Raw genomic sequence first — 22,372 nt, forward strand, 5'->3', positions numbered from 1 at the left:
CTTTCAAAAAGTCAGGCAACCCAGCGTTGCAGAGTAAGCCTGGCCACGACTGTCAGCTTTTGAAAGCGAGACGGGACAACTAAATCTCTTTTAATGCCAGTATGTTCATGATTTTTACTGCCCAGTCGTCATAACCGTTATCGTCTCATCGACATCGGTGACAGTTTCGTTCACGCAAAATCTTTTTACTGTGAAGGATTTTACTCTGCAGTTATCCGCTGCTGCATTTCACGCTGATGCTTGTGAAAGTCCTCGCCACATTCCGCTGAGCAGAAGGCGGTGTTAGCCACTATCGGCTCATCAGTGCACCAGATGCAGTTACCATTTCGGCTCACTAAGCGTGGCTTTCGGGCAGACAGAGAGGCCGTCAGATGGGCTTCTTCACGTTCCTGGGCCAGGTCAACATCATCCATAAATCCTAATCCTTGTAGTCGTTTAATTGTTTATTGAGAACTCGTGCGGCTCAGTTATGTTATGTCATTAAGTACACAACCCCTCAGCATAGTTCATTTGTACAGGACAGGAGCGTAAGGCTGGATGATTAAGATATTCTCTGTTTTCTCGTACTATGCAATTGAAATGATGAAAGCCATTGTCATCTAAAGTTTTGAGCACCAATGGCGCCACCCTCGATTTCCCTCTTTTACCAGCCTCTTCCACTACAAAACCGAATCCGCGCTTAAATTGCTTTAACTATCAACCTTCTCACAAAACACCCAAACGTAATGGCTTGAACAGACTGTTCAACTCAATAATACTGTGCGTACATACAGTATTATTAGGAGGTATAAAATGCCACGCGACTACGAAATTCTGATGGCCTTCAGGCAGGCGGTAAAACGTGATGCCGCCGGCCGTTACACCATCAGCACCATTGACTTCGTCAGAGAACTTGAACGGCTTAACTGGCACTACACATTACGCGCCGCTAACAAGTGGATCGAGATGCATACGACAACGTTCCGGGACATCTCTACAGCTGAGGGGGAGCAGCGCATGTTTCAGGTCTTTAATCCTAACGGAAGAAACTGAGCAACATGTGCAACGCTCACTTGGGTACTACAACTGGCAGGCAATTGAGCATGAATTCATCATTGGGACTAAATTGTGAGCAGCGGAACATTAATTCCCCTATCTTGCTGAAATAAATGAAAAATCCAGATCAATATAACTAATAAATTAAAAACTGTGATTTTAATCACAAAAAAAAGAAATTTGTTAATTTTGTACAACTTATGTCGATTTTGTACAACTTTAAAAAATTCTCTTTTAAAAGCAACTGACTATAAGCGTGACGGGTAACTTACTGTTTTATATGTGAATTAAGCGAAACGGTAAACATGCATTTTAAATGTGGTTTTATGGAAAATTTCAGCCATATTATTTCTCGTTGGAAACGTTAGCACGCTTAATATTCGACTGATTTATAGGGGGGAGACATGCCGTCAAGAAGAGGTGGAGCCGGTAATTTTGCTGAGGATGCAGATCGCGCCCGTGAAGCGGGACGCAAGGGCGGAAGCGCAAGCGGTGGTAATTTTAAAAATTGTCCTGATCGCGCTGTTGAAGCAGGGCGCAAAGGAGGGCAAATCAGTCGCAGGCGCAAGCCGGAAAAGGTGGAAAGCTAGTCAGGTACAAGGGGGGCCGGTTCAGGTTTTACCGGCCCCACCTGAAACCAGGCGTCAGAGCTTTCCATATTAAAGACAGACATTGTTGTACCAACCTTTTATTTTCTGATGTATTTCAGCCAAATGTTCACCATGAACATCTGGCTGATTAGGGTGTAAGGTCCACAGTGTCCCGGTAGAAGCTGACCTATTGGTGCATAAAGTCGTGACAGGAGAGGGCGTGCATGCAGAAGCACCGAATTCGTCATAAGCCTGATTTCGAAAACCTCAAATATCGATTCATGTGGCTGACTGCCACGCCAAAACAGACTTTGTGGACTAAAAAGAGTCCTGGATTAAGAATCTCATGCAACAATGACGTATAGAGCCTCTCACTAAGAATTATCTTAATCAGTAAATTCATTTCTTCTTGTACAGGCTATAAAAATCTGTACACATATCAAACTGTGCTCCTTGCTTTTAAAAGACAAAAAAACTGAAGATTTGAAAAATGGCAATTTCTCTCTCTTTTTTCATCTCTTAACCACCTGGTTGCGCAGTGGCTAAATTTACCATTTTGTACAAAGATTACCCCCGACAAGGCCATTACTTTCTCATGCTACGAGGGTGTATATATGACAAATCGTCGAGGTGGTTCAGGCAATTTTGCTGTGGATCCGGAACGAGCGAGCGAAGCCGGGCGAAAGGGCGGCGCAATGAGTGGCGGTAACTTCCGCAATAACCCAGAGAGGGCAGTAGAAGCGGGACGCAAGGGCGGCAAGGCGGGTCGCGGGAAGAAAACGAATGACGGAAATACCTGACGTTTAAGCGGCACAGTTAACACTTATACTGTTTGAAACATCGATTTAGTATCTTTCATTGTTCCTGTCGCGCATGCTGACATCTCCTCCCGGGCGACAGGCCCGGGTCATTTACCCCAAAAAGGGGTTCTTATGTCATCTCATCTTTTCAACATGCCTTGCGTAAGGTTCAGTACTCACATGTGCGTCTTTCACTATTCATACTGGCTGTATTTTGCTTAAAACATCCAGTGTGTCTGCTTTACAGCGTGTATGGGCGCACAAATGAATCACACCTTTTAATTTGCAATGACGTGGAGACTGACTCCGCGGGGAGTGTAGAAATGGAGCAGGGTTTCTATTGGGTACAGCAGGACGATACGCAACCAGAAGTCTGGTATTTCGCCGATGGTGAAGGTGGAGGGTGGTTCAAACCGAGTCAAAGTCTGCCAGTCCATCCCAGTGATTTTGTCGCCCAGGGATATAAAGTGATAAGCGAGCGCTTGTCTCCCCCTGAAGGTTAACATCGCCTGTCGACAAGCCAAAAAAAAGCCGGTGTCATCCATCCGATGACACCGGCGGGCCACAGGGCCATTTTCCCAACGCGGAGAAATGCCGGATAATACAAAGCCCCGTCCAAAACAGTCAGTAGGACTTTTTACTGCCTGCTTCTGCTCCGGTAATCGGGTCAGTTAACGGATCCGACGCCGTTCTTTTTGCCATAGCATCCACGGCTTTTTGCTGCTTAGCAGGAAGGTCGACTTTGGCCAGTCCATCCCCTCCATCGACCGCAGGTTGTGGATCTGCGATATAGTTGAAGTTCTCATCCGAGTTCCAGCTCCCCCGCATGTCTTCACCTTCAGACATGCTGTAGTAGTTATGTGCATATTGCTCAATCGGTGGAAGCTTACCCGGTGGGAAGTTATCCTGAATGGCATACAGCGCTTTCTCGAAGGAGAGCTGGTGGGCTGCTTCACGGGTCATTAAGAAACCCAGTGCATCCTTGACTCCTGCATCATCAGTGACATTAATGAGGCGCTCGTAGATGATTTTTGCACGCGCTTCGGCTGCCACGTTTGATCGGAGATCTGCAGTGACTTCGCCGATGGTATCAACGTATGCTGCCGTCCAGGGCACGCCACCCGAATTGGTCAGCGCCGGGCCTCCGCCATAAAGGATCGAGGTCAGGTGGCTATCATTGCCGGCGCCTGTAATGGTACGGTAAAGGTCGCCTTCCTTTTCAGTTCCCTCTGCCAGTTGGCCCTTGGCACCTTTATTCAGCATTCCGACCAGGGACCCGATAATTTCCAGGTGACTCAGCTCTTCCGTCGCAATATCCATCAGCATATCGCGGCGGCCTAAGTCGTCATCCGAGAGTCCCTGAGTAAAGTAGCGCATTGCAGCCGCCAGTTCACCCTGAGGGCCACCAAACTGTTCGAGTAAAAGGTTAGCCAGTCCCGGATTCGGCTCACTGACGCGCACCGTGTATTGCAGCTGTTTGACATGTCTGAACATCACTCACCTCTGAAGTTTTCGACGGGAGAATACTCAGCGCTTAGCCTGAGAGTCAGGATCTTCACTGAGTACGAGGAACTGATCGGTCAGTTCTGGCAGATGGCTTATCATCCAGTCCGACATCGCCAGTTCCTGTTCGCAGATTTGTTTAAGCACAGGGACGCTTTCTAAATCACCTGCACGCGTGGCAGCGCTGATAAGGCTGGTGTAACTCGCCACTTCGGCATTCTCAAAGACGTAGCCAGCAATGGCCCCTTTGATGACTTCGTCCTCAGCGAAGATACCGCCAAAGGCCTGGCCCATCGCGGCCATTTTTCCCATGACATCTTTCACGCTGGAGTGTGAGATGTCATGGCGATCCAGGATGGTTTCCAGCAGCGTTTGCTGCTGGCGCGTTTCTTCGATGTGCTGCTCAATACGGGCCTGAAGCTGAGGGTAATTCTCAAGCCGCTTAGCCATCTGCTCCAGCATGGTTTCGGCCTGTTTTTCCATGGCATGCGCATCGCGTAGCCAGTCGTGATAATGAGAAAGTGCAGAGGTATTAGACATGCGTCCCTCCTGAGGGATCGGGTTATTGCTTCTCGGCAATCGAAGTGAGTTTCTTATCTGTCGATTTTTCTTCTTCCAGCGTGGCCGCCAGCAGGTTTGCGGCTTCACCGAGTTGCAGTTTGATAGCTAGCGCAATGAGCGTGCCGTAAGTGGCAATTTCGTAATGCTCGACTTTTTGTGCTGCCCCGATCAATCCTGCGTCACGAACCGGTCCGGCTTCGGTCGCCTCAATCAGTTCCTGCGCTTCTTCTACCAGCCCCTCCAGGGCATGGCACTTCATACGGAGGAGACGAAGCTCATCATGAGCATCGATCACCTGGTCAAGGCGTTCAATCTGTCCCTGAGTTTCATCGAGATGTTGCTGAAACGCCGCTTTTAATTTTTCATCCGTAGCAGTACGAATTAACTTAGGGAGGGCACGCGTAATCTGTTTTTCCGCGCTGTAAACATCAGAAAGGTCGTGAATAAAGAGATCTAATAACGTTTTAACTTTCATAGGGATTCTCCGGAGATAAGGATTAAATAAGATTTGATAAGAGAGTTCATTATAAAATAATCAGTCATAAGTAGGTTTAACGGAGCGTTCCCTGCTCCTGCTGGCTGTCCTTAGAAGAGGTGTCAGGAGCCGAGATGACTGTTCTGACCGCCTTTATTACCAGCTTCGGAAGCTTTTTCGCGGTCATTTTTGAAATTACCTCCGCTGTTCTGACCGCCTTTTTTCCCTGCCTCTGAGGCTTTCTGTTTGTCTTCCGCGAAATTACCTGATCCGCCACGATGTTCAGTCATAATATATCCTCTTTATGAAACGAAGTTACATGGGCATTCAATGCACCATGTGCGTGGTACCCTTTAAGGTTAAATGGAGGGTTAAATAACGCAAGCGTGACGATTAATGTTTATTCGTTGCGCTTTAATAAATTGATGTGGTATTTATTGTTGCATTCGTTTCGCTTTGATTTATTAATCCGTTAGAGTGAAAGGAGAATTATCGCCTTTCATGCATGTGAGAGAGTAAAATAAAAAGGACCTGGAGGTTTTAAATTTTTTTGTGTCAGTAGACAGCGCCAGGGAGTAATGAACCAGGTGGGGTCAGCCCTCCAGTATCCGCTTTAACTCCGTCAGACAGTAATGAGTGGCTTTGTGCATCACTTCTTCGCTTTCACCTGAAAACCACTGTCGGCTGGTATGAACACACCCTTCAGGAAGGCACCATGCGAACCAGACCGTGCCTGCAGGCGTACCGTCTTCTCCTCCCTCAGGCCCGGCATAACCGCTGGTGGCAATGCCTATCGCATCACCAGAAAGTGATTTTGCGCCACAGGCCATTTCGCAGACAGCAGCCTCACTGACGGCCGTATATCGTTCTAGTGTTTCCATACTGACGTTCAATACGCGGTGTTTGGCAAGATTGGTGTAAGTGATAAATCCGCTGCTGTAAAAAAGACTACTTTTACTGACCGCCGCCAGCGCCGTACCTACCCAACCTGAAGTACATGATTCAGCCGTTGTTATGGTCAATTTTTTTTCAATCAGTAAGTGCCCTAATTCAGTGGCGACTGCAATCAAATCATCATTCATTGGTTTCTTCCTGTATATCATTAAAAATTTAAAGTCTCACAGTAAAGGGTGGCAAGCACGCCGTAAGAGTGTCGTGCAACCCGTAAGTAAATGGAACCTCAGTCAAAAGGGGGGGCTAAAACTCATAGCATGACAAGTATAGGAAATGATGAATGATCTGCATTGGCGATAAGGTTGAGCGGAAATAATTTTATACCCTGCATTTGTTCGTCAATGTGAAAAGTTATGAAGGGGATGTAATCCGACTAGCCGTTAGGCTAATTGCTGATGAGTGGGGGAGCGTCACATTTGTTGATTTTCATAACGAGAAGTTGGGCATTTAAATTCTCTCCGCATTTCACATGGATAGTGGCACAGCGAAACGCGAAAGTTCGATTTAATGTATGCGGTCTCTTCATTCTAATTCTTCAAATAGTGTAGGTTTATTATCAACACACTACACTCAGTAATCTTTACCGTGATTGGGGACTAACAATGTTTGGACTTGATGCCTTTCATCTGGCACGTATTCAGTTTGCGTTTACGGTATCGTTCCACATTATTTTCCCGGCGATAACCATTGGCCTGGCGAGTTTCCTCGCTGTGCTTGAGGGGATGTGGCTCAGAACACGTAACGAAACCTACCGCGATCTCTACCATTTCTGGTCCAAAGTGTTTGCTGTCAATTTTGGTATGGGCGTGGTGTCAGGGCTGGTTATGGCCTATCAGTTCGGCACTAACTGGAGCGGTTTTTCACAGTTTGCGGGCAGTATTACCGGCCCCCTGCTGGCTTATGAGGTTCTGACGGCTTTCTTTCTGGAGGCTGGATTTCTCGGGGTGATGTTATTTGGCTGGAATCGGGTAGGGCCTGGGTTACATTTATTCGCGACATGTATGGTGGCGCTCGGCACGCTTATCTCAACATTCTGGATCCTGGCCTCAAACAGCTGGATGCATACTCCGCAGGGTTACCTGATAGAAAATGGCATTGTGGTACCTCAGGACTGGTTCAAAATCATCTTTAACCCTTCATTCCCCTATCGCTTATTTCATATGTCTATCGCGGCATTTCTTGCCAGTGCATTCTTTGTCGGGGCTTCTGGCGCATGGCATCTGTTGCGAGGGAATGATATCCCGGCGATCCGGAAAATGTTCTCAATGGCGTTGTGGATGGCACTGCTGGTAGCCCCCATCCAGGCCATGGTGGGGGACGCGCATGGCCTCAATACGCTTGAGCATCAACCCGCGAAAATTGCCGCCATTGAGGGCCACTGGGAAAATCCGCCGGGTCAGGCTACGCCGCTGGTGTTATTTGGCATCCCGGACATGCAGGAAGAACGAACAAAGTATGCGCTTGAAGTGCCTTACCTTGGCAGCCTCATTCTCACGCATTCACTGACGAAGCAGGTGCCGGCGTTAAAAAGTTTTCCTAAAGAGAACCGACCTAATTCCCTCATTATTTTCTGGTCGTTCAGAGTGATGGTCGCCATGGGACTTTTAATGATCACCCTTGGAGTGATCAGCCTCTGGCTACGTTATAAAAAGCGTCTTTATACCTCTCGCCCCTTCCTGTGGTTTGCGCTTCTGATGGGTCCATCAGGGCTTGTCGCCATACTGGCCGGATGGTTCACCACTGAAGTCGGGCGGCAACCCTGGGTCGTTTATGGCGTTCAGCGGACTATTGATGCGGTATCAGCGCACGGTGAACTGCAGATGAGCCTCAGCCTGATGGCCTTTATTCTTGTCTATTCCTCGGTCTTTGGTGTGGGGTACCTCTACATGATGCGTCTCATCAAGAAAGGGCCGCAAACCGGCGAAGGTAAAACTGTCAGGCAGGGAGGGCCGGGGCAGGATAAAACGCCAGCGCGCCCCCTGTCTGCTGCGCATGAAAGTTTAGAAGAACCACAGGAGCACAAGTCATGATTGACTTCTCAGTGATCTGGTTTGCCATCATTGTTTTTGCCACCCTGATGTACATCGTCATGGATGGTTTTGATCTGGGGATTGGCATACTGTTTCCCTTTATCAAAAGCACCCAGGAGCGCGATGTCATGATGAACACCGTCGCGCCCGTCTGGGATGGAAATGAGACCTGGCTGGTATTAGGAGGAGCCGGACTCTATGGCGCGTTCCCGCTTGCCTATGCGGTCATCGCGGATGCACTGGCTATCCCTCTGACGCTCATGCTGATCGGGCTGATATTCCGTGGTGTGGCCTTTGAATTCCGCTTTAAAGCCACAGAAGCGCACCGTGGATTCTGGGACAAATCTTTTATCGGGGGTTCGTTACTGGCAACCTTTAGTCAGGGCGTTGCTGTAGGCGCCATGCTGAATGGGTTTCCGGTAAAAGATCGTACCTTTGCCGGTTCCGCAATGGACTGGCTGACGCCGTTTACCCTGTTTTGCGGACTGGGTCTGGTTATTGCCTATGCATTGCTTGGCTGTACATGGTTAATCATGAAAACCGAGCATGGCCTGCATAAGAAGATGTCATCGCTCACCACACCGCTGCTGTGCCTGCTTCTGGTTGTAGTCGGGGCCATCAGCCTGTGGACGCCTTACGCGCATGACGCTATCGCGCACCGCTGGTTCAGCGTGCCCAATATTTTCTGGTTCCTGCCTGTACCGGTGCTGGTTCTGGCCTGTGCATGGGGGATCATGCGCGCCGTTAAGCGTGAAGCGCACTATTCCCCCTTCCTTTTAACGCTCGGTTTAATCTTTTTAGGGTTTTCAGGGCTGGGCATCAGCATCTGGCCAAACATCATTCCTCCTTCCATAACCATCTGGGCGGCTGCTTCACCCCCACAGAGCCAGGCATTTATGCTGGTGGGCAGCTTACTGATCATCCCTGTAATCCTCGGATATACCCTCTGGAGTTATTACGTTTTTCGCGGAAAAACACGTATTGGCGAGGGGTACCATTAAATGCTGTCACGTCAAAAGAACAAACAGCCCACCCACGGTGTTCAGTCAGGGTGGAAACGGCTGTTTTGGCTGATTGTCATCTATTCAGCCAGCGTGCTTGCGCTGGGGATTGTTGCCTCTCTGTTCAGGCTCTTGATGAACGCTGCGGGCATGCGATCAGACTGATTATCAAAAAGCTGACTGTTATTGGATATCCTGCGAGGTGAGAGGATGAAAAGGACAGAGTCAGAAAGCCGGGATTATCCTGTCAAAGAGGATATGACGTGGCAGCGCCGGGAAATCTGCATACAACGCGTTGGCCAGTACATGTTATTAGCCATTGTTATCGCAGGGGCGTGCGGATTATTTTCGAAGGGGTTTCTGAGCAACGGGGAGGCAAAGTCTCCCGATGGTGCGGTACAGGTCAGATACGAACGGTTCGGCCGGGTGCAGAGCAATATGAACATGAGCATTCAGGTCCCGGCGCAGGCGGGCGATAGGTTCACCGTCACTATAGGAAACGGGGCGCTTGACTCACTGGAAATTCAGACGCTTCAGCCTCAGCCCATTGAGGCGGTGGCACGTGCTAATGATTTACAACTTACCTTTCTGACTCACAACGTGAAATCAGGCCATACCATCTGGATTGGTATGCAACCACAGGAAATGGGTGCCATATCCATGAGCGTAGGCGTAACGGATTCTCCACCTGCACGCTTTTCACTTTGGGTTTATCCCTGAGGGAGACGACGATGGAAACTGTATTACGCGCGGCAGGTATTTATCTGCTTCTGATGGTGGTGTTTAAGATTGCCGGCAGACGAGCATTGCTGCAGATGACGTCCTTCGATCTGATCCTGTTGCTGATCATCAGCGAGGCAACCCAGCAGGCATTACTGGGCGATGACTTTTCCGTTACCGGGGCGGGGCTGACGATTATTACGCTGATTTCCATCGACGTGGTACTCGGCAAGCTGAAAACACGTTTTCCGGTTGTGGAGCAACTGGCAGAGGGCGGGCCCGTTATTCTGGTCGAGCATGGTAAAGAACTCCCGACCCGGATGAAAATGACAGGAATAAATCATGAAGACATAATGGAAGCTGCGCGCTCCTCGCAGGGGCTTGAAAGGCTGGAACAGATAAGATTTGCAGTGCTTGAAGTTAATGGTCACATTTCCATTATTCCGGAAAGTCATTAAACGAGAAAATTAGTCTGGCTTCGCAGCCCACAAGAGTAACAGTAAGTTTGATCTGATCAGCGAAAGGACTCCTCCTGTCGGGAATTCAGGAAAAAAAGCCCGCACCAGGCGGGCAAAAAGCAGTGGCTAAGGAATGTCTCTCTCGTAAAAAAACGCATCCTGTATGCTGTGCTGCCAGTAATGACTGGCTCACATACCTTAGACTAATTCTGATTAAGTGGTAGGATGTGTTAGATAAACCTGTTTAATTCCAGAAATTTCCTATAAGTCATTTAAATAACTGGATATCAATGCAATTTTAAGGCACTTAACCGAAGCGGGTATGATTGAACCGGAATTTTATCGGGGAGAAAATTTCATCAGGTTCGCGCGCAATTTATTTTATCGTACCCCAATTCCAACTCCGGTCAGCCATACTCAACTTCCTGTACCTCCCGGCCAAATTTTCTTTCTTACCAACGCTGTCTTAAAAGTCGTATCGACGACTTGATCGATCGTACTGTTTGCGGTTGCTGTTTATATATACAGTGATTATCGGGTTTTTCAAACTTGGGGAAATCCGCGCTGTGCTAGAGCTACCGCTCTTCATTGCTCGCGTGCCCTATGGCTTCCCGTCATCGCCGCAGGACTATGTTGAACTGTGGCTGGACCTTATCGGAACTGCAGTTGTAGAGCTCACCGCAAAGGGCCAGAGCATAACGAAGGGGAATATACTGTATGAGCTTGAAAGAATAGCTGCCTCTTCCAGTGATATTCAGGTGAAAACTCACGCACTGGATGCAGCAAAACTGCTCAGGAAGCATAATCATGTGAAAATGGATTAATTGAAAACTGATGACCGAATGATTAACCCCTGCCTGTTGATCAGGCAGAGGCGCGGGATTTTCTGTTAAGGCTCATCAATTCTTGTGACTTTCAGGTAAGTTGCCTGGCCCTTTCCGTGAACCTTGGCACTGACGCGGACTTTATCTTCAGCACTGTAAGTTTTGCCTTTAAAAGTTGCTGGAGACGCATCGATATATACAGTGCCTGTGCTGTCACGGAACTGATAGGTATCGTCCTCGATTCTTTTAACAATATAACCTTCAAGCGTGGCGTAGCCTCCTGGACGGAAATCTTTGATGAGCTTCACGGGCGTTTCTGCTGTGTCCTCCGATCCTTTGTAGCCTGCATCTTCTTTATGCTGTGGAGGGGGAGTTTTACCCGCCTCGAAGCCGCCAGTTTCAGCATAGGCCCCAAAGCTTAAAGGCAACATCATCGCAACCCAGGCAATTTTATTCATCTCACTCTCCTTTGTATTTCAGATGCTTTAAAGCATGGCACATCATAACGAAAATGTTCGGGTTAATAATGAAATTGATTAGCGATAATTTAAAGCGAAACGTAATAATGTGCCAATTCAAATTTATAGGTTGTGCAGGAACTGAGTTAAACTGACGCCCAACATTCTATTGGATGCTTTGATTTAACAGAATGATTTGGATGGAAAATTCAGTAAGATAGGGTTTATCAGGGTTGCTTTGTGTATTTTCAAGGCTCAATATCTCACCATGAAAATAAAAATTAAACAAACGTGGTTTTGAAATGCAACTATACTTGGGTTGAGATCTAAAATTCCGGATGCTTTTATTCTTTTTTCACTGACTGAACCTGTAATGGTAAAGATGATGAGTTGAAAAATTTTAACTTTAAAAAAAGGGCAATATGACAATGCTGAATTATCAGTTTTACACGATAAGCGCACCGGGAAATGATGGGCGCTGTACTCTCCATCGTGGAGATTGCTTAAAATTACCGTTAAGAGAAGAAAGACTGTTTCTGGGTTCATTTACTTCGGCACAAGCCGCATCTCAATATGTCAGAACTCAACATCTTTCCTGGCACCTGGCTGAATGTGTATTTTGTCTGAGTAAAGATATTGTCCCTGAAAATCTATCAGCGCAAAGCTAAATGTATGGACTCCTTCTCTGACAGACTCAGTGTATAACACCGAGTCTGCTCGATTATCAAACCATCGCTATCAGAAGGTGTCCCCGCATTAAATTCTATTCGATCAGTTTAACTTATACCGCCTGAGGTTTAAGCGATAGTCCCGCCAGGTAGCCACAGCCAGACTGGTTTGTTCCCTTAAGTGGACCCGGAATACGATCACCCCGTGTTTCAGACGAGAAAATAAGGTGCGAAGAGGTGTTTCCTCTTTAGCATTGTTCAACGACGGATTTCAGACGCATGGATACCGCCGCCAGTTCCAGAGACAAGGGGAGTGCAAGCTTATGCCTGGATTTTCCCTGCGTGATGTAAAGCCTGTCATCTCTGATATCCTTGAACTGCATGCCGGAACTTGTGGTGACGCAATGCTTGAAAGGATGGTCTGTGGCTTTTGGAAAGGCTGTCTTTCCTCAAGATCAAAAAAGAAAAACCGCCTCAGTGGGCGGCTTCAATGGATTTTCTGGCTTCATAGGCTCTTCGTTTCTCGACCATTCCGATGTAAAACTCATACAGTTGAGTGCGCATGCTTTGCTTCATCTCATCTGGTAATGATTGCTGGAGGCTCATCCACTCATCAAGTTCCGGCGTGCATTGCACATAGGCATCATCCACAACCTTTTTGGCCGGTATCTTTGATGAAATGAATGGCAGGGTATGGTCGTTAAGGCACCGGACCTCAGGGGTTTCGAACGAACGGGCGTCGGCTAACACAGAGGACGAGAGTACTACCCCCGTCACAAAAATCCATTTCATATAATATTTCCTGTGAATGTGAGTTGCGGGTGTCTGGAGCGATTAACGTTTCGACTTCATATTTCAGAACGTTAAATTTCGCCCCGGAACTCAGCCCATTCCGCCCAGCAATTCTCCGGGTCAATGTCACGATATCCACGACTTTCAGCCAGTGCCTGTGCAGCATCGCTGTCCACCACGATGGCCGTGGCGTTGTCACGAACGCGGATAACGTCTTCCTCAGTCAGCGGGCTTCCTTGCTCTTGTTCCTTACTGAGTAGCAAGGTAATCAAAGGAGGAATGAAAACAATGGTCATTTATCAATATCCTTCTGATAGACAGGATCGTTGCCTCGGAGATGTAAATATTATGCCGGAATACTGTTTCTGAATGGAGTAGGATTTCGGGTCAGGGTCAGCAGGCTGCGAGCTCTGAGCAAAAAATAATGGCTGAATGTCAAGGTGTTGGTGAGTTAAGCAGGGAAAGCAGAAGGCTCATAACCCGCTGAATTCGGGAGGAAGTTCCTGGTGGTTAGGGTTAAGGTTTTGCTAATGCTGTCCGCAGTAAAATCATGATAACTATCCTGACGAGTTATCTGCCATGCGAACCACCTTACTCAATTACTTTCCGCATGAAGATGCGCCTTTTTTTAAAGGTATGCACATCACAACGGCCTTGCTTGTACTGTCTCAAATCATTAACTCTAACTGGACTCGACGCGAAGCGATGGGAGCTGGCGGTCTGGAATCGGTGATCACCTGGTTTCATATTTTGTCAGGCTTTGTTCTTATCGCGTGCAGCGTCTTTCTGGCAGGATGGATGCTCTCACAACGCGGCTTTGCCTGGTATTTTGCGTGGATGAAACTGGATTTCAGCGGGTTTATGAGAGACCTGAAAATAGTGCGCAATTTCACGCTTCCTGATGCTCAGAGCGGGGGGATTGCTTCAGCCATTCAGGGGCTGGGCGTTATGTCCTTACTGGCTGTATCCCTGACCGGCGGCTTATGGTTTTTACTGAGTAATATGCCTTCGCCCAACGCCTCTCTTGCGCACGATGTGTTGCACTGGCATAAAACGCTCACGACACTGATTGAAATTTATTTCTATGCCCATGGCATCATGGGATTGCTTCATATGCTTCTCAAGATTTATGACTGATCAAAACCTTGAGAAGCGGTCGTTGTTAAATATCAACGGGTCTGGCTGAGAATAATACGGTCGAATATTCGGTCGCCCAGCCAGACGCGCATGCTGATCAGCATTTTCGCAAATCTACCGGCAGCATACCGTGTACGTGGGCGACGACGACTAACTGCACGAGATACCACGTTTGCAATAAGCTCCGGTGAACTGCCTTTGCCTTGCCCGTAGGTATTTTTTATCGACATATCTACCTTGTTCACCAAAGAGCCATAGGGCCCGTTGGCAGAACGTCTGATAATACTGTTTCTTGCGACTTCGCCGAATTCTGTCTCTATTACCCCCGGTTCAATGATGATGATTTTAATCCCGAATCCGGCGACTTCGAGTCTGAGGCAGTCTGACCAGCCTTCCAGAGCATGTTTAGTTGCGTGGTACCAGGCCCCGAGAAGGCTGTAAATCTTTCCGCCCATAGAAGTGACGTTAATAATATGCCCTGAGCGTTTGGCCCTCATGGCCGGGAGCAATAACTGCGTTATGCGTGCGGCACCGAACAGATTGACCTCAAACTGATAACGCCCCTCGTCGATACCCATTTCTTCGACGGGGCCGTAAAGACCAAAACCGGCATTGTTGACAAGAACATCGACACCGCCGGTCTGAGTGAGAATGGTGTTAATGCCAGCAACAATTTCCTCATCGACAGAAATATCCATACGCAGCGGCTGTGCGCCAAGACTGACCAGATCAGACATTTTATCGACATGTCGGGCTGCAACGTAAACCTGATAGCCATCCTGTATTAACTTATGGGCGATGGCCTTGCCCATACCGGACGATGCGCCTGTGACCAACGCGGTTTTCTTTTCCTGGCTAAACATAAGCACCTCACTTAATGAACTGCATCAAGTGTGCCTCAACAGACGCCGCGTCTGTCATGCTCAACGCGCCAGAATGATTGCTTAATGCGCCTTGTGCAGCATGCGGTGATCATCTTCACCTAAATGGATTTCATCCAGTTGTAACGCCCAGTTCGATCAACTGGTTCGAAGGCAGCACAACCACCCCTGCAGTGACGGGCACTTTTAGTGTCAGTGCCCTGGCCACAGCAAGCGCCCGCACGGGCTTATAAGCAGCGGGAAGAATCGGTGACAACAGTTTGGCTAGCGGAATGGAGATTAGTTCGCCCAGCCGAAGTGGCTGGCCTGGTCCGGTGCGGTAATCAAGCAGAAGGGAAGGTCGCGCAATGACCAGTGTGGTTAATGGAAGTGCGGTGAGTGCCTCTTCCAGCTCTCCCTTAACACGGGTATAGAACATCGAGGATTTCGCATTTGCGGCTCCGGCACTAACCAGCCCTATGCGGCTCACACCCGCCAACATAGCTGCCTGTGCAACTGCAAGGTTAGCCTCAAAATCGACAGCGCGAAAAGCCTCTTTGCTGCCTGCGACTTTAATGGTGGTGCCCAAAGCAAGATAGGCTTCATGTGCATGAGGAAGTTGTGGCAGAGAGGTAAAATCAACCAGATGGATCTGCAGCTTTGGATGGCTCACTCTGAGAGGTCTTCGAGTCAAAGCATGAACACACGACACCTCAGGGTCATTGAGCAGCAACTGCAATATGTGGCCACCTACCAGGCCTGATGCACCTGCAAGTAACACAATGCGATTCTTATCTGAATTTTTCATATGGTCTCTTTTAATAAGGATGCATGGCGTTTCTGACGTTTTCAGGCGTTTGGCCAGTCCATGCCATGAATGCACGATAGAATGAATTTGGGTCTTCAAAACCAAGCAGAAAAGCAATTTCGTAACCGGGCAGACGGGTATTCACCAGGTAGTGACGGGCAAGATTTTCGCGGCTGGTATTGATGAGATGGCGGAAAGTCACACCCTCTTCCTCAAGCCTGCGCTGAAGTGTTCGCTTGTTCACGCCCAGGCGTTCAGCCGTTTTCTCAATTGTCGCTTCGTTAGCGGGCAGCAACTCCAGAAGCACAGCACGTACCCGCTCAACGGTGGAAGCTGTGACATCTAACTCACTAAGACGTCGCCTTAGTTCAGGCTCAAAGACTTGCCACATCCCTTGATTCACTGTCAGAAAAGGCCGCAGGGCATCGGTGGCGGAAAAACAAATAGCAGGATATTCACCAAAAGAGATAGCCGTCCCAAAGTAGCGGTCAAATTGACTGGGTTCTGCTCCTGCTGGAAGATGCGATAGCTGTACTTTTGATGCCCTCACAGGTTCACGTGTTGCGATACGTGCAAGCTTAAGTAAAAAGGCAAGTTCTGCTACCTGCAGTGATGGGGCAGTGTCTGTGGCAGACAGCCAAAGAGGTGAAACCGTTAACGTACCCTGATGATCAATGTTGGTTTCAAGCAGCATTGGAGCAATAAGCTGTTTATATTTGGCCAGCCGCTGGACAGCTTGCATCATATTTGAGCTGCATAGTGCCGCAAAAAGCGGCGGATCGAAGACCTCAGCAGAAACCTTTTCAATGAGGTTCAGCGGAAAAGCGAGATGATGACTTTCAGCCTCCAAAGCGCGCCACAAACGAAAGTATTCTTCTGTATTTAGGCCGTGATCGGCTTTTGAAAAAGTATCATCAGGCAGGCGAGCCTTTCGAAGTATGTCTTCAGGCTCAAATCCGACATCTTTGAGCAATGTTTTCCAGCCGATATTGATGGGGAAGGCAAGGTTACGTTGCATTGTCAGATTCCTTGGGTACATGTTTTGATAATAGGCGACATCGTAATCTTTCAAATCGTAATTCTACACGCTAAATGCGCCATAATGCTGGTGAAACACGCCATATTTATGGTCGTGTGCTGAAAGATAAAGTTCAGGCTATGTGATCACTGGCCGTTAAAGATGCTTGCCGTAAGTATATCGGCTTCGATTCGCAGCGAGTTGAGGCAGTTCATTGGGGATGTCGATTAATAATTGATAATCCTGTCTTAGTTCTCAGGGTTAAATAAATGCGTAGAGGGTGAGGCTGAAATATCAATCTGATGGCTATTTTTTCGCAGCGACGGAGTGCCAGGATATAGCTTAACTCTGCTCGATGGCTGAAGGTGTATTTTAAGCGCAATAATTATGATTCGGTTCAGGGAACATTAACTCCTTTCAAAAATGACCTGATTAACTTTAAAATTGGATGTTCGTCTTTCTACCTATTTTGAAAGTAAAATAGTCACAAAAAACACGCAAATTACGACATTTTTGGGATGACACTATGCGTATTGCCATACTCGCCTTAGAAGGCAGCGTTCTTTCCGCAATTGCTGGCCTGGCGGATTTATTCTGGATTAGCAATAAAGCGATTGCTTCTTCTCCTGCTCATGCGTGCAAATTTTCGGCAGCCCCGTTTGAAACACTTATTGTCAGTGCGGACGGCGCACCTGTTCTGGATACGGAAGGCAGGCTAATTCATATTGATAGCTCTTTTCAGGGGGCAGGGAATCTGGATGTTGTCATTGCGCCAGGTATGTTGTTGGGCCCGGATTTACAACCTATAAATATACACAACATTCGTCAGGCAGCCGGATGGGTCAAAGAACTACATGAAAAAAATGTTTGCATCGCGGCTTCTGGCACGGGAGCTGTAGTTTTAGGAGAAGCCGGTTTGCTTGATGACAGGCATTATTCCACCACGTGGTGGGTGAGCCACATGATCAAAGAGCGTTATCCCAGTTCTCAATTGAGCAAGGGGAAAATGGTCGAGGAAGACCGCGGTATTGTAACCTCAGGGGGCTGTTTTTCATGGATATCACTTGCTATGCACCTTATTGAAAAAGGAGCGGGCGCAGAGGTGGCCAATCTGACTTCAGAAATGTCGCTCAATGATAATCATCTTCTTAGACAAAGTTTAAATCATTCAAATGTGGCAGCCAAATCGGACTCAGCATTCATGATTCGAGCGCAGGAAATCATTCGCTTAAAAAATCTATCCATTACCGCAGCGGAACTGGCCGACGCTTTACACACAACAGAAAGAACGCTCCAGAGAAAGCTCAAAACCATATCTCAAGAGACACCGAAGGAGTTTATAACGAGAGTACGCATAGAATCTGCCTGCAATATGCTGGTGAGCACGAATGTTAGCATACGCAAGGTGGCACAGGACTGTGGTTACTCAGAGGATACGGCTTTTCGCAAGGCATTTAACCAGGTAATGGATATGTCACCGATTCAATATCGTCAATGGATGTCTGCGCGGTTGAGTCGCCAATAATAAAAGTGTTTAAAATGAGAACGTCAGTGCGGTGGATCAGGAAATATGATTAAGTTGGATTAACTTTAATCAGTATATTTGATGTAATTGTTGTTCTTCTTTTGCCGATGTGATTGTTGCTAAGAAATCTCATTTCAACATTTACCAGGTAAAAAAGATGAATATTACTCAAAGGTTAACCCTGGCTTTTCTCTTACTCTCGGCTTCTCTCATTCTATGCGGCACCGTTTCCTTAAGGCTTTTATCAGGGTTTCAGGAGCGTTTTGAATACGTACAGTTGAACGCGATACCCTCAATACGCGACCTTGGCGATCTTATAGACCGGAGTAACAGATTATCCCTGACGCTTTACAAACATCAGAGTCAGACGGACAACACGCGAATGCCGCCGATTGAAAGTGAGATATCTCACCGCATGGCAGACATCCGAACGTTGGCAAATTATTACTTAAAAAATGACATATCCAGTGATCAAGATGAAAAGATGACCGAAACGGGGCTGGCTACTTTAAAGCTGGTTGAATCGAGATTGCCTGCTTTTTTAAATGCCTCTCGAACACACCAGGATGAGATAACACTGGGAATGCTCGAAAACGACAGTGGCATTGGCGGCGCCATTACTGCTTTAAAGGACAACTACCGCAAGCAACTCGCGCTGAATATTTCTCTTTCGGAAGGGCTTCGCAGTCAAAACAAGAGGATTTATCAGCGGACACTTTGGGGAATGTCAGCCTGCGTAACGGTGGCCATCATTCTGCTTGGTGCGTTAACCGTCATGACTCTTTTACGTATCCGCAGTAGCCTGAAGAACATCAGTGAAATCATGCTGCGTGCAGGCGATAGTTTGGATTTGAGCGTGACTGCCGATGACAGTCGTAAGGATGAAGTGGGTGCGATGGCGAAGGCATTAAACCAGCTTCTCAATCGTGTCAGTTCCGCACTCCACTCAGTCAGTACGACTTCTCACTCGGTGAGCACGGCATCTGCACAAATCGCGGCAGGTAATGAAGATTTATCCTCCCGCACAGAGCAGCAGGCAGCTTCGCTCGAACAGACTGCTGCCAGTATGGCCGAACTGAGTGAAACCGTGCGACAGACGGCAGAGAACACACGTCAGGCGAGTCGCTTATCCGGTAATGCATCAGTGCTGTCTGATGCGAGCGTCGTGTCCCTGGGAAGTATGTTAAGCACCATGGTGGAAATCAGAAGCAGTTCGAAAAAAATCACTGAAATTGTCACGCTGATTGAAGGGATTGCATTTCAAACCAACATTCTCGCGCTCAATGCTGCAGTGGAAGCGGCGAGGGCCGGCGAGCACGGTAAGGGATTTGCCGTGGTCGCGGGTGAAGTTCGTAGCCTTTCACAGCGTTCTACACAGGCTGCTCGGGAAATTAAACAGCTGATCGATTCATCCTATGTTTTGGTGGAGTCGGGTGCGGTTCAAGCTGAGACGGTCGAGAGTAATATGACGGAACTCAAAGCAGCATTCCGTCAGGTTAACGATCTGGTCAGTGAAATAGCCGCTGCGGCAGAAGAGCAGAATACCGGCATTAATCAGGTGCATTTGGCTATTAGTCAGATGGACGATGTGACGCAGCAGAATGCGGCATTGGTCGAAGAAGCTTCTGCGGCCTCCGCGTCCTTACAGGATCAGGCACTCACGCTGTCAGGTATGGTCAGGCAGTTTACATTGCCAGTTATTATGGCTGTTGAACCAACACCACTTAAGCACACTATGCCAGTTGAGTCTGTCCCGCTGACATCACAAGTGCGGATTCCTCAGAGACAATCCGAAAGCACTGACTGGCAGCGTTTCTGATGTGTGATTCATCTCTGAGGGAAAAAATGGATATAAATGCCTTCCTGAAACACGGGAAGTCTCATCGCGAACTGATAACTCGTTTCGAACAAATGAATATGCTCCTTCACCAAATGACGGATGGCGATTATCAGTCTCTGGATGTGTATATAAACAACTGTAATCATCTGTGCAGTCAGATTAATGCTGCTATGACCTCACTCCGCGAACGTGAGTTCGAGGACTATCTGATGCAACATGACCCAGCATTGTTTTACAATCTTCAGAGCGTCATGCTGTCGGTCAAAATGCTGAAAAATTTGCTTGAAAACCTCGCAGGTACAATGAAGTACTCTCTTCTGCAAACCGCCTGATTGATATCAAGATCAGCCTGAAGCCGTTTAGTCAAATCGGGCTTCAGGCTGAAACACATTGCGCCTTTTAAAATCTAACCTTCTGTGAGTCAGGCTGCATAACGATTGACAAATCCTTCGCGCAAATGGTTGTATAGTACAACCAACTTGGCAAGGTAACGTTAATGGCTACTGAACTTCAAAACATAAAAAACATCCGTGTGGCATCACGATTAATGGTGCGAGAACTGGGTTTCATGAACCAAAATCTCGCTGCAACGGATTATCCTCCGTCAGCCGTTCACGCCATGCTTGAAGTTGAACTTCATGGCGCAATGACGGCTGCTCAACTGGTGCAGATTTTGGGGCTGGAGAAGTCCAGCGTTAGCCGCATGCTCGCTAAACTCGTTGAGGCCGGAGAGCTTGAAGAAAGCCCATGTTCTGTAGACGCGAGGACCAAGCGACTGAGCCTCACCGGGAAAGGTAAAGATACCGTGCAGCGCATTAATGCTTACGCTGACCAACGCGTAGCAGCAGCTCTCGGGAAACTCGATCCCTTTACTCAGGAGGCTGTATCTCAGGGCCTATCGTCATACGCCAGCGCCTTGAAAGCCTGTCGGGAAAACACCGCAGGGCAAATGCGAAATAACGTTAAGATAGTCTCGGGTTATCATGCAGGTATGATTGGCCGCATGACAGAAATGCATGGCAGCTTTTACGCCAGAGAGCATCACTTCGGCCAATTTTTTGAAGCTAAGGTGGCTGCCGGTCTGGCTGATTTTACGTCGCGACTGGAAAAACCCTGTAATCAGATTTGGCTGGCGATGCTGAACGAACGCATTGTCGGCTCAGTCGCCATTGACGGTGAAGATCTGGGAAATAATGAGGCGCATCTGCGCTGGTTCATCCTTGACGACGGATATCGTGGTAGCGGATTGGGCAGAAAACTCATTTCAGAAGCGATGAGATTTTGTGATGAGCAGAAATTCACTTCAGTACAGTTATGGACGTTTAATAAACTCACCGCGGCCAGACGATTGTACGAATCATTCGGATTTGAATTGTCAAAAGAATGGGAGGGCGATCAGTGGGGAAATACCATCACTGAGCAACAGTTCACCCGAAAAAACATTTAAACATGCTGGATTATCTAACCGGTTTTAGCAGGTTTTTTGGGGCGGGTTATCAGCGATTATCTCTTTCCCGAAATAGTCATGTCCGCTGTTGGCACGCTGCTGCTCTTAGGCAAAGCAACGAGGCAGCAATCAAAAGGCATCCATTAATCGAAATGGACTTCCAGTGATAGGAAAGGCGTTTAAATCGAGTATGACCCTTTCACCATCAGCATGAACTCGTATCTGGCGCACAGCGAAAGTTGAACAATATTGACCCGCCAAAACCTGAAACTGGAGTGGACTGAGCTAACAGTAAGGTTAATGCTCCCATATTTACTATTGTGAAATTAAATTCACTATAATAAATTTAGATGAGACTTGGTGGTATGTATTTTCACCAGGAAGTGAACATCTAAGAGGTAGAATTAATGTTTAAAATACGAATGTCTCGCCCATCTGAAGCGCCAGAGATTATACAAATCTGGAGAAATTCTGTAGATGCTACCCACGATTTTCTGACAGCGCGCGACAGACAAGAAATCGAAAAAGAAGTCGTCAGCTTTTTTTCAGAGACACCGGTATGGGTAGCAACTCAACAGGATGACCAGCCTGTAGGATTTATGTTTTTGCATGATGGTCATCTGGAGGCGCTTTTTGTCGATGCGTCTGCTCGCGGACTGGGCGTTGGTAAGCGGTTGATATCCCATGCACTGGCTCTTCATCCTCATCTAAGCGTGGATGTAAATGAACAAAACCAGCAAGCTGTAGGGTTTTATCAGCATTTGGGTTTTCAGGTTTCAGGACGTTCCGAGCGGGATAATCAGGGAAGGCCGTACCCCCTGTTACATCTGAGCAAAACTCATGAGATGTAACCCCCTGGGCAGGGGCA

The 22,372-nt window shown here is 47.7% G+C and carries 28 protein-coding genes; 16 read left to right on the top strand and 12 right to left on the bottom strand.

The genetic code is table 11. The features are described from left to right. Positions 1–200: 200 nt before the first annotated feature. A complete protein-coding gene (locus tag IAE30_RS03320; RefSeq protein ID WP_045814613.1) occupies positions 201–413 on the bottom strand; it encodes a DUF2116 family Zn-ribbon domain-containing protein in 213 nt (70 codons plus the stop codon). 379 nt (positions 414–792) lie between these two features. On the opposite strand from IAE30_RS03320, the gene IAE30_RS03325 reads away from it, so the two are divergent. The 4 genes from IAE30_RS03325 (at position 793) to IAE30_RS03340 (ending at position 2,928) form a co-directional block, all read left to right on the top strand. Then, a complete protein-coding gene (locus tag IAE30_RS03325; protein ID WP_200537588.1) occupies positions 793–1,032 on the top strand; it encodes a DNA polymerase V in 240 nt (79 codons plus the stop codon). A gap of 407 nt (positions 1,033–1,439) precedes the next feature. Beyond that, a complete protein-coding gene (locus IAE30_RS03330) occupies positions 1,440–1,625 on the top strand; it encodes a general stress protein (protein WP_200678192.1) in 186 nt (61 codons plus the stop codon). A gap of 614 nt (positions 1,626–2,239) precedes the next feature. Then, positions 2,240–2,425: a general stress protein gene (locus tag IAE30_RS03335; RefSeq protein ID WP_200537590.1), complete on the top strand. Its 186-nt coding sequence runs from the start codon at positions 2,240–2,242 to the stop codon at positions 2,423–2,425. A 323-nt stretch (positions 2,426–2,748) separates the two neighbouring features. After that, positions 2,749–2,928 carry a hypothetical protein gene (locus tag IAE30_RS03340; RefSeq protein ID WP_200537591.1) on the top strand — a complete coding sequence of 60 codons (180 nt, stop codon included), beginning with the start codon at positions 2,749–2,751 and terminating at the stop codon, positions 2,926–2,928. Positions 2,929–3,049: 121 nt separating this feature from the next. Here the strand turns inward: IAE30_RS03340 and IAE30_RS03345 are convergent, their stop codons facing one another. From IAE30_RS03345 to IAE30_RS03365, 5 genes are all read right to left on the bottom strand, one after another. After that, entirely contained in the window at positions 3,050–3,919 is an 870-nt protein-coding gene (locus IAE30_RS03345) for a manganese catalase family protein (protein WP_200678191.1), read from the bottom strand. A gap of 33 nt (positions 3,920–3,952) precedes the next feature. Continuing rightward, on the bottom strand, positions 3,953–4,468 hold the full coding sequence (locus tag IAE30_RS03350) for a ferritin-like domain-containing protein (protein WP_200678184.1): 516 nt from the start codon (positions 4,466–4,468) through the stop codon (positions 3,953–3,955). 22 nt (positions 4,469–4,490) lie between these two features. Beyond that, positions 4,491–4,964, bottom strand: a complete 474-nt coding sequence (locus IAE30_RS03355; RefSeq protein WP_200678182.1) for a ferritin-like domain-containing protein — start codon at positions 4,962–4,964, stop codon at positions 4,491–4,493. A 122-nt stretch (positions 4,965–5,086) separates the two neighbouring features. Further along, a complete protein-coding gene (locus tag IAE30_RS03360; protein WP_200537595.1) occupies positions 5,087–5,254 on the bottom strand; it encodes a general stress protein in 168 nt (55 codons plus the stop codon). Positions 5,255–5,557: 303 nt separating this feature from the next. Then, the gene (locus IAE30_RS03365; protein WP_200678180.1) at positions 5,558–6,046 is read right to left on the bottom strand and encodes a CinA family protein; all 489 of its coding nucleotides are present in this window, start codon (positions 6,044–6,046) and stop codon (positions 5,558–5,560) included. A 474-nt stretch (positions 6,047–6,520) separates the two neighbouring features. Between IAE30_RS03365 and IAE30_RS03370 the strand changes: the two genes are divergently transcribed. The 6 genes from IAE30_RS03370 (at position 6,521) to IAE30_RS03395 (ending at position 10,951) form a co-directional block, all read left to right on the top strand. Continuing rightward, positions 6,521–7,948 (top strand): cytochrome ubiquinol oxidase subunit I, encoded by a 1,428-nt coding sequence (locus tag IAE30_RS03370; protein WP_200678172.1) that lies wholly within the window; start codon positions 6,521–6,523, stop codon positions 7,946–7,948. Continuing rightward, positions 7,945–8,949 (top strand): cytochrome d ubiquinol oxidase subunit II, encoded by a 1,005-nt coding sequence (gene cydB, locus IAE30_RS03375; RefSeq protein ID WP_200678170.1) that lies wholly within the window; start codon positions 7,945–7,947, stop codon positions 8,947–8,949. The genes IAE30_RS03370 and cydB overlap by 4 nt, the downstream gene beginning before the upstream one ends. Beyond that, a complete protein-coding gene (locus tag IAE30_RS03380) occupies positions 8,950–9,114 on the top strand; it encodes a DUF2474 domain-containing protein (RefSeq protein ID WP_200537599.1) in 165 nt (54 codons plus the stop codon). It begins immediately after the preceding gene. A gap of 45 nt (positions 9,115–9,159) precedes the next feature. After that, on the top strand, positions 9,160–9,669 hold the full coding sequence (locus IAE30_RS03385) for a hypothetical protein (RefSeq protein ID WP_200678168.1): 510 nt from the start codon (positions 9,160–9,162) through the stop codon (positions 9,667–9,669). An 11-nt stretch (positions 9,670–9,680) separates the two neighbouring features. After that, positions 9,681–10,127 (top strand): DUF421 domain-containing protein, encoded by a 447-nt coding sequence (locus IAE30_RS03390; RefSeq protein ID WP_200537601.1) that lies wholly within the window; start codon positions 9,681–9,683, stop codon positions 10,125–10,127. 566 nt (positions 10,128–10,693) lie between these two features. Beyond that, positions 10,694–10,951: a hypothetical protein gene (locus tag IAE30_RS03395; protein WP_200537602.1), complete on the top strand. Its 258-nt coding sequence runs from the start codon at positions 10,694–10,696 to the stop codon at positions 10,949–10,951. Positions 10,952–11,016: 65 nt separating this feature from the next. Here the strand turns inward: IAE30_RS03395 and IAE30_RS03400 are convergent, their stop codons facing one another. The 3 genes from IAE30_RS03400 to IAE30_RS03410 all read right to left on the bottom strand — a co-directional run bounded on the left by IAE30_RS03400 (position 11,017) and on the right by IAE30_RS03410 (position 13,165). Continuing rightward, a complete protein-coding gene (locus IAE30_RS03400; protein WP_200678166.1) occupies positions 11,017–11,409 on the bottom strand; it encodes a YgiW/YdeI family stress tolerance OB fold protein in 393 nt (130 codons plus the stop codon). A 1,142-nt stretch (positions 11,410–12,551) separates the two neighbouring features. Beyond that, positions 12,552–12,869: a hypothetical protein gene (locus IAE30_RS03405; protein ID WP_200678158.1), complete on the bottom strand. Its 318-nt coding sequence runs from the start codon at positions 12,867–12,869 to the stop codon at positions 12,552–12,554. Positions 12,870–12,940: 71 nt separating this feature from the next. Beyond that, positions 12,941–13,165: a hypothetical protein gene (locus tag IAE30_RS03410; protein WP_200678156.1), complete on the bottom strand. Its 225-nt coding sequence runs from the start codon at positions 13,163–13,165 to the stop codon at positions 12,941–12,943. 283 nt (positions 13,166–13,448) lie between these two features. Here IAE30_RS03410 and IAE30_RS03415 point away from each other — a divergent pair, with 283 nt between their 5' ends. After that, on the top strand, positions 13,449–14,006 hold the full coding sequence (locus IAE30_RS03415) for a cytochrome b/b6 domain-containing protein (protein WP_200678154.1): 558 nt from the start codon (positions 13,449–13,451) through the stop codon (positions 14,004–14,006). A gap of 32 nt (positions 14,007–14,038) precedes the next feature. Here IAE30_RS03415 and IAE30_RS03420 read toward each other — a convergent pair whose 3' ends face one another. From IAE30_RS03420 to IAE30_RS03430, 3 genes are all read right to left on the bottom strand, one after another. Further along, on the bottom strand, positions 14,039–14,869 hold the full coding sequence (locus IAE30_RS03420) for an oxidoreductase (RefSeq protein WP_200678152.1): 831 nt from the start codon (positions 14,867–14,869) through the stop codon (positions 14,039–14,041). Positions 14,870–14,999: 130 nt separating this feature from the next. Beyond that, positions 15,000–15,674: an NAD(P)H-binding protein gene (locus IAE30_RS03425; protein ID WP_234472655.1), complete on the bottom strand. Its 675-nt coding sequence runs from the start codon at positions 15,672–15,674 to the stop codon at positions 15,000–15,002. 10 nt (positions 15,675–15,684) lie between these two features. Beyond that, on the bottom strand, positions 15,685–16,692 hold the full coding sequence (locus IAE30_RS03430) for an AraC family transcriptional regulator (RefSeq protein ID WP_200678150.1): 1,008 nt from the start codon (positions 16,690–16,692) through the stop codon (positions 15,685–15,687). 526 nt (positions 16,693–17,218) lie between these two features. Here IAE30_RS03430 and IAE30_RS03435 point away from each other — a divergent pair. The 5 genes from IAE30_RS03435 (at position 17,219) to IAE30_RS03455 (ending at position 22,355) form a co-directional block, all read left to right on the top strand. After that, positions 17,219–18,217: a GlxA family transcriptional regulator gene (locus IAE30_RS03435; protein WP_200678142.1), complete on the top strand. Its 999-nt coding sequence runs from the start codon at positions 17,219–17,221 to the stop codon at positions 18,215–18,217. Positions 18,218–18,374: 157 nt separating this feature from the next. Further along, positions 18,375–20,036, top strand: coding sequence for a methyl-accepting chemotaxis protein (locus IAE30_RS03440; RefSeq protein WP_200678140.1), 1,662 nt, complete (start codon positions 18,375–18,377; stop codon positions 20,034–20,036). Positions 20,037–20,062: 26 nt separating this feature from the next. Further along, positions 20,063–20,389, top strand: a complete 327-nt coding sequence (locus tag IAE30_RS03445) for a hypothetical protein (protein ID WP_200678138.1) — start codon at positions 20,063–20,065, stop codon at positions 20,387–20,389. A 164-nt stretch (positions 20,390–20,553) separates the two neighbouring features. Then, positions 20,554–21,504, top strand: coding sequence for a bifunctional helix-turn-helix transcriptional regulator/GNAT family N-acetyltransferase (locus tag IAE30_RS03450; RefSeq protein WP_200678136.1), 951 nt, complete (start codon positions 20,554–20,556; stop codon positions 21,502–21,504). 407 nt (positions 21,505–21,911) lie between these two features. Beyond that, positions 21,912–22,355: an acetyltransferase gene (locus IAE30_RS03455; protein ID WP_200678134.1), complete on the top strand. Its 444-nt coding sequence runs from the start codon at positions 21,912–21,914 to the stop codon at positions 22,353–22,355. Positions 22,356–22,372: the final 17 nt, after the last annotated feature.

Origin of the sequence: Pantoea sp. S61, from assembly GCF_016625145.1 — a bacterium.
In the GTDB taxonomy this organism is placed as follows: domain Bacteria; phylum Pseudomonadota; class Gammaproteobacteria; order Enterobacterales; family Enterobacteriaceae; genus Pantoea; species Pantoea rwandensis_B.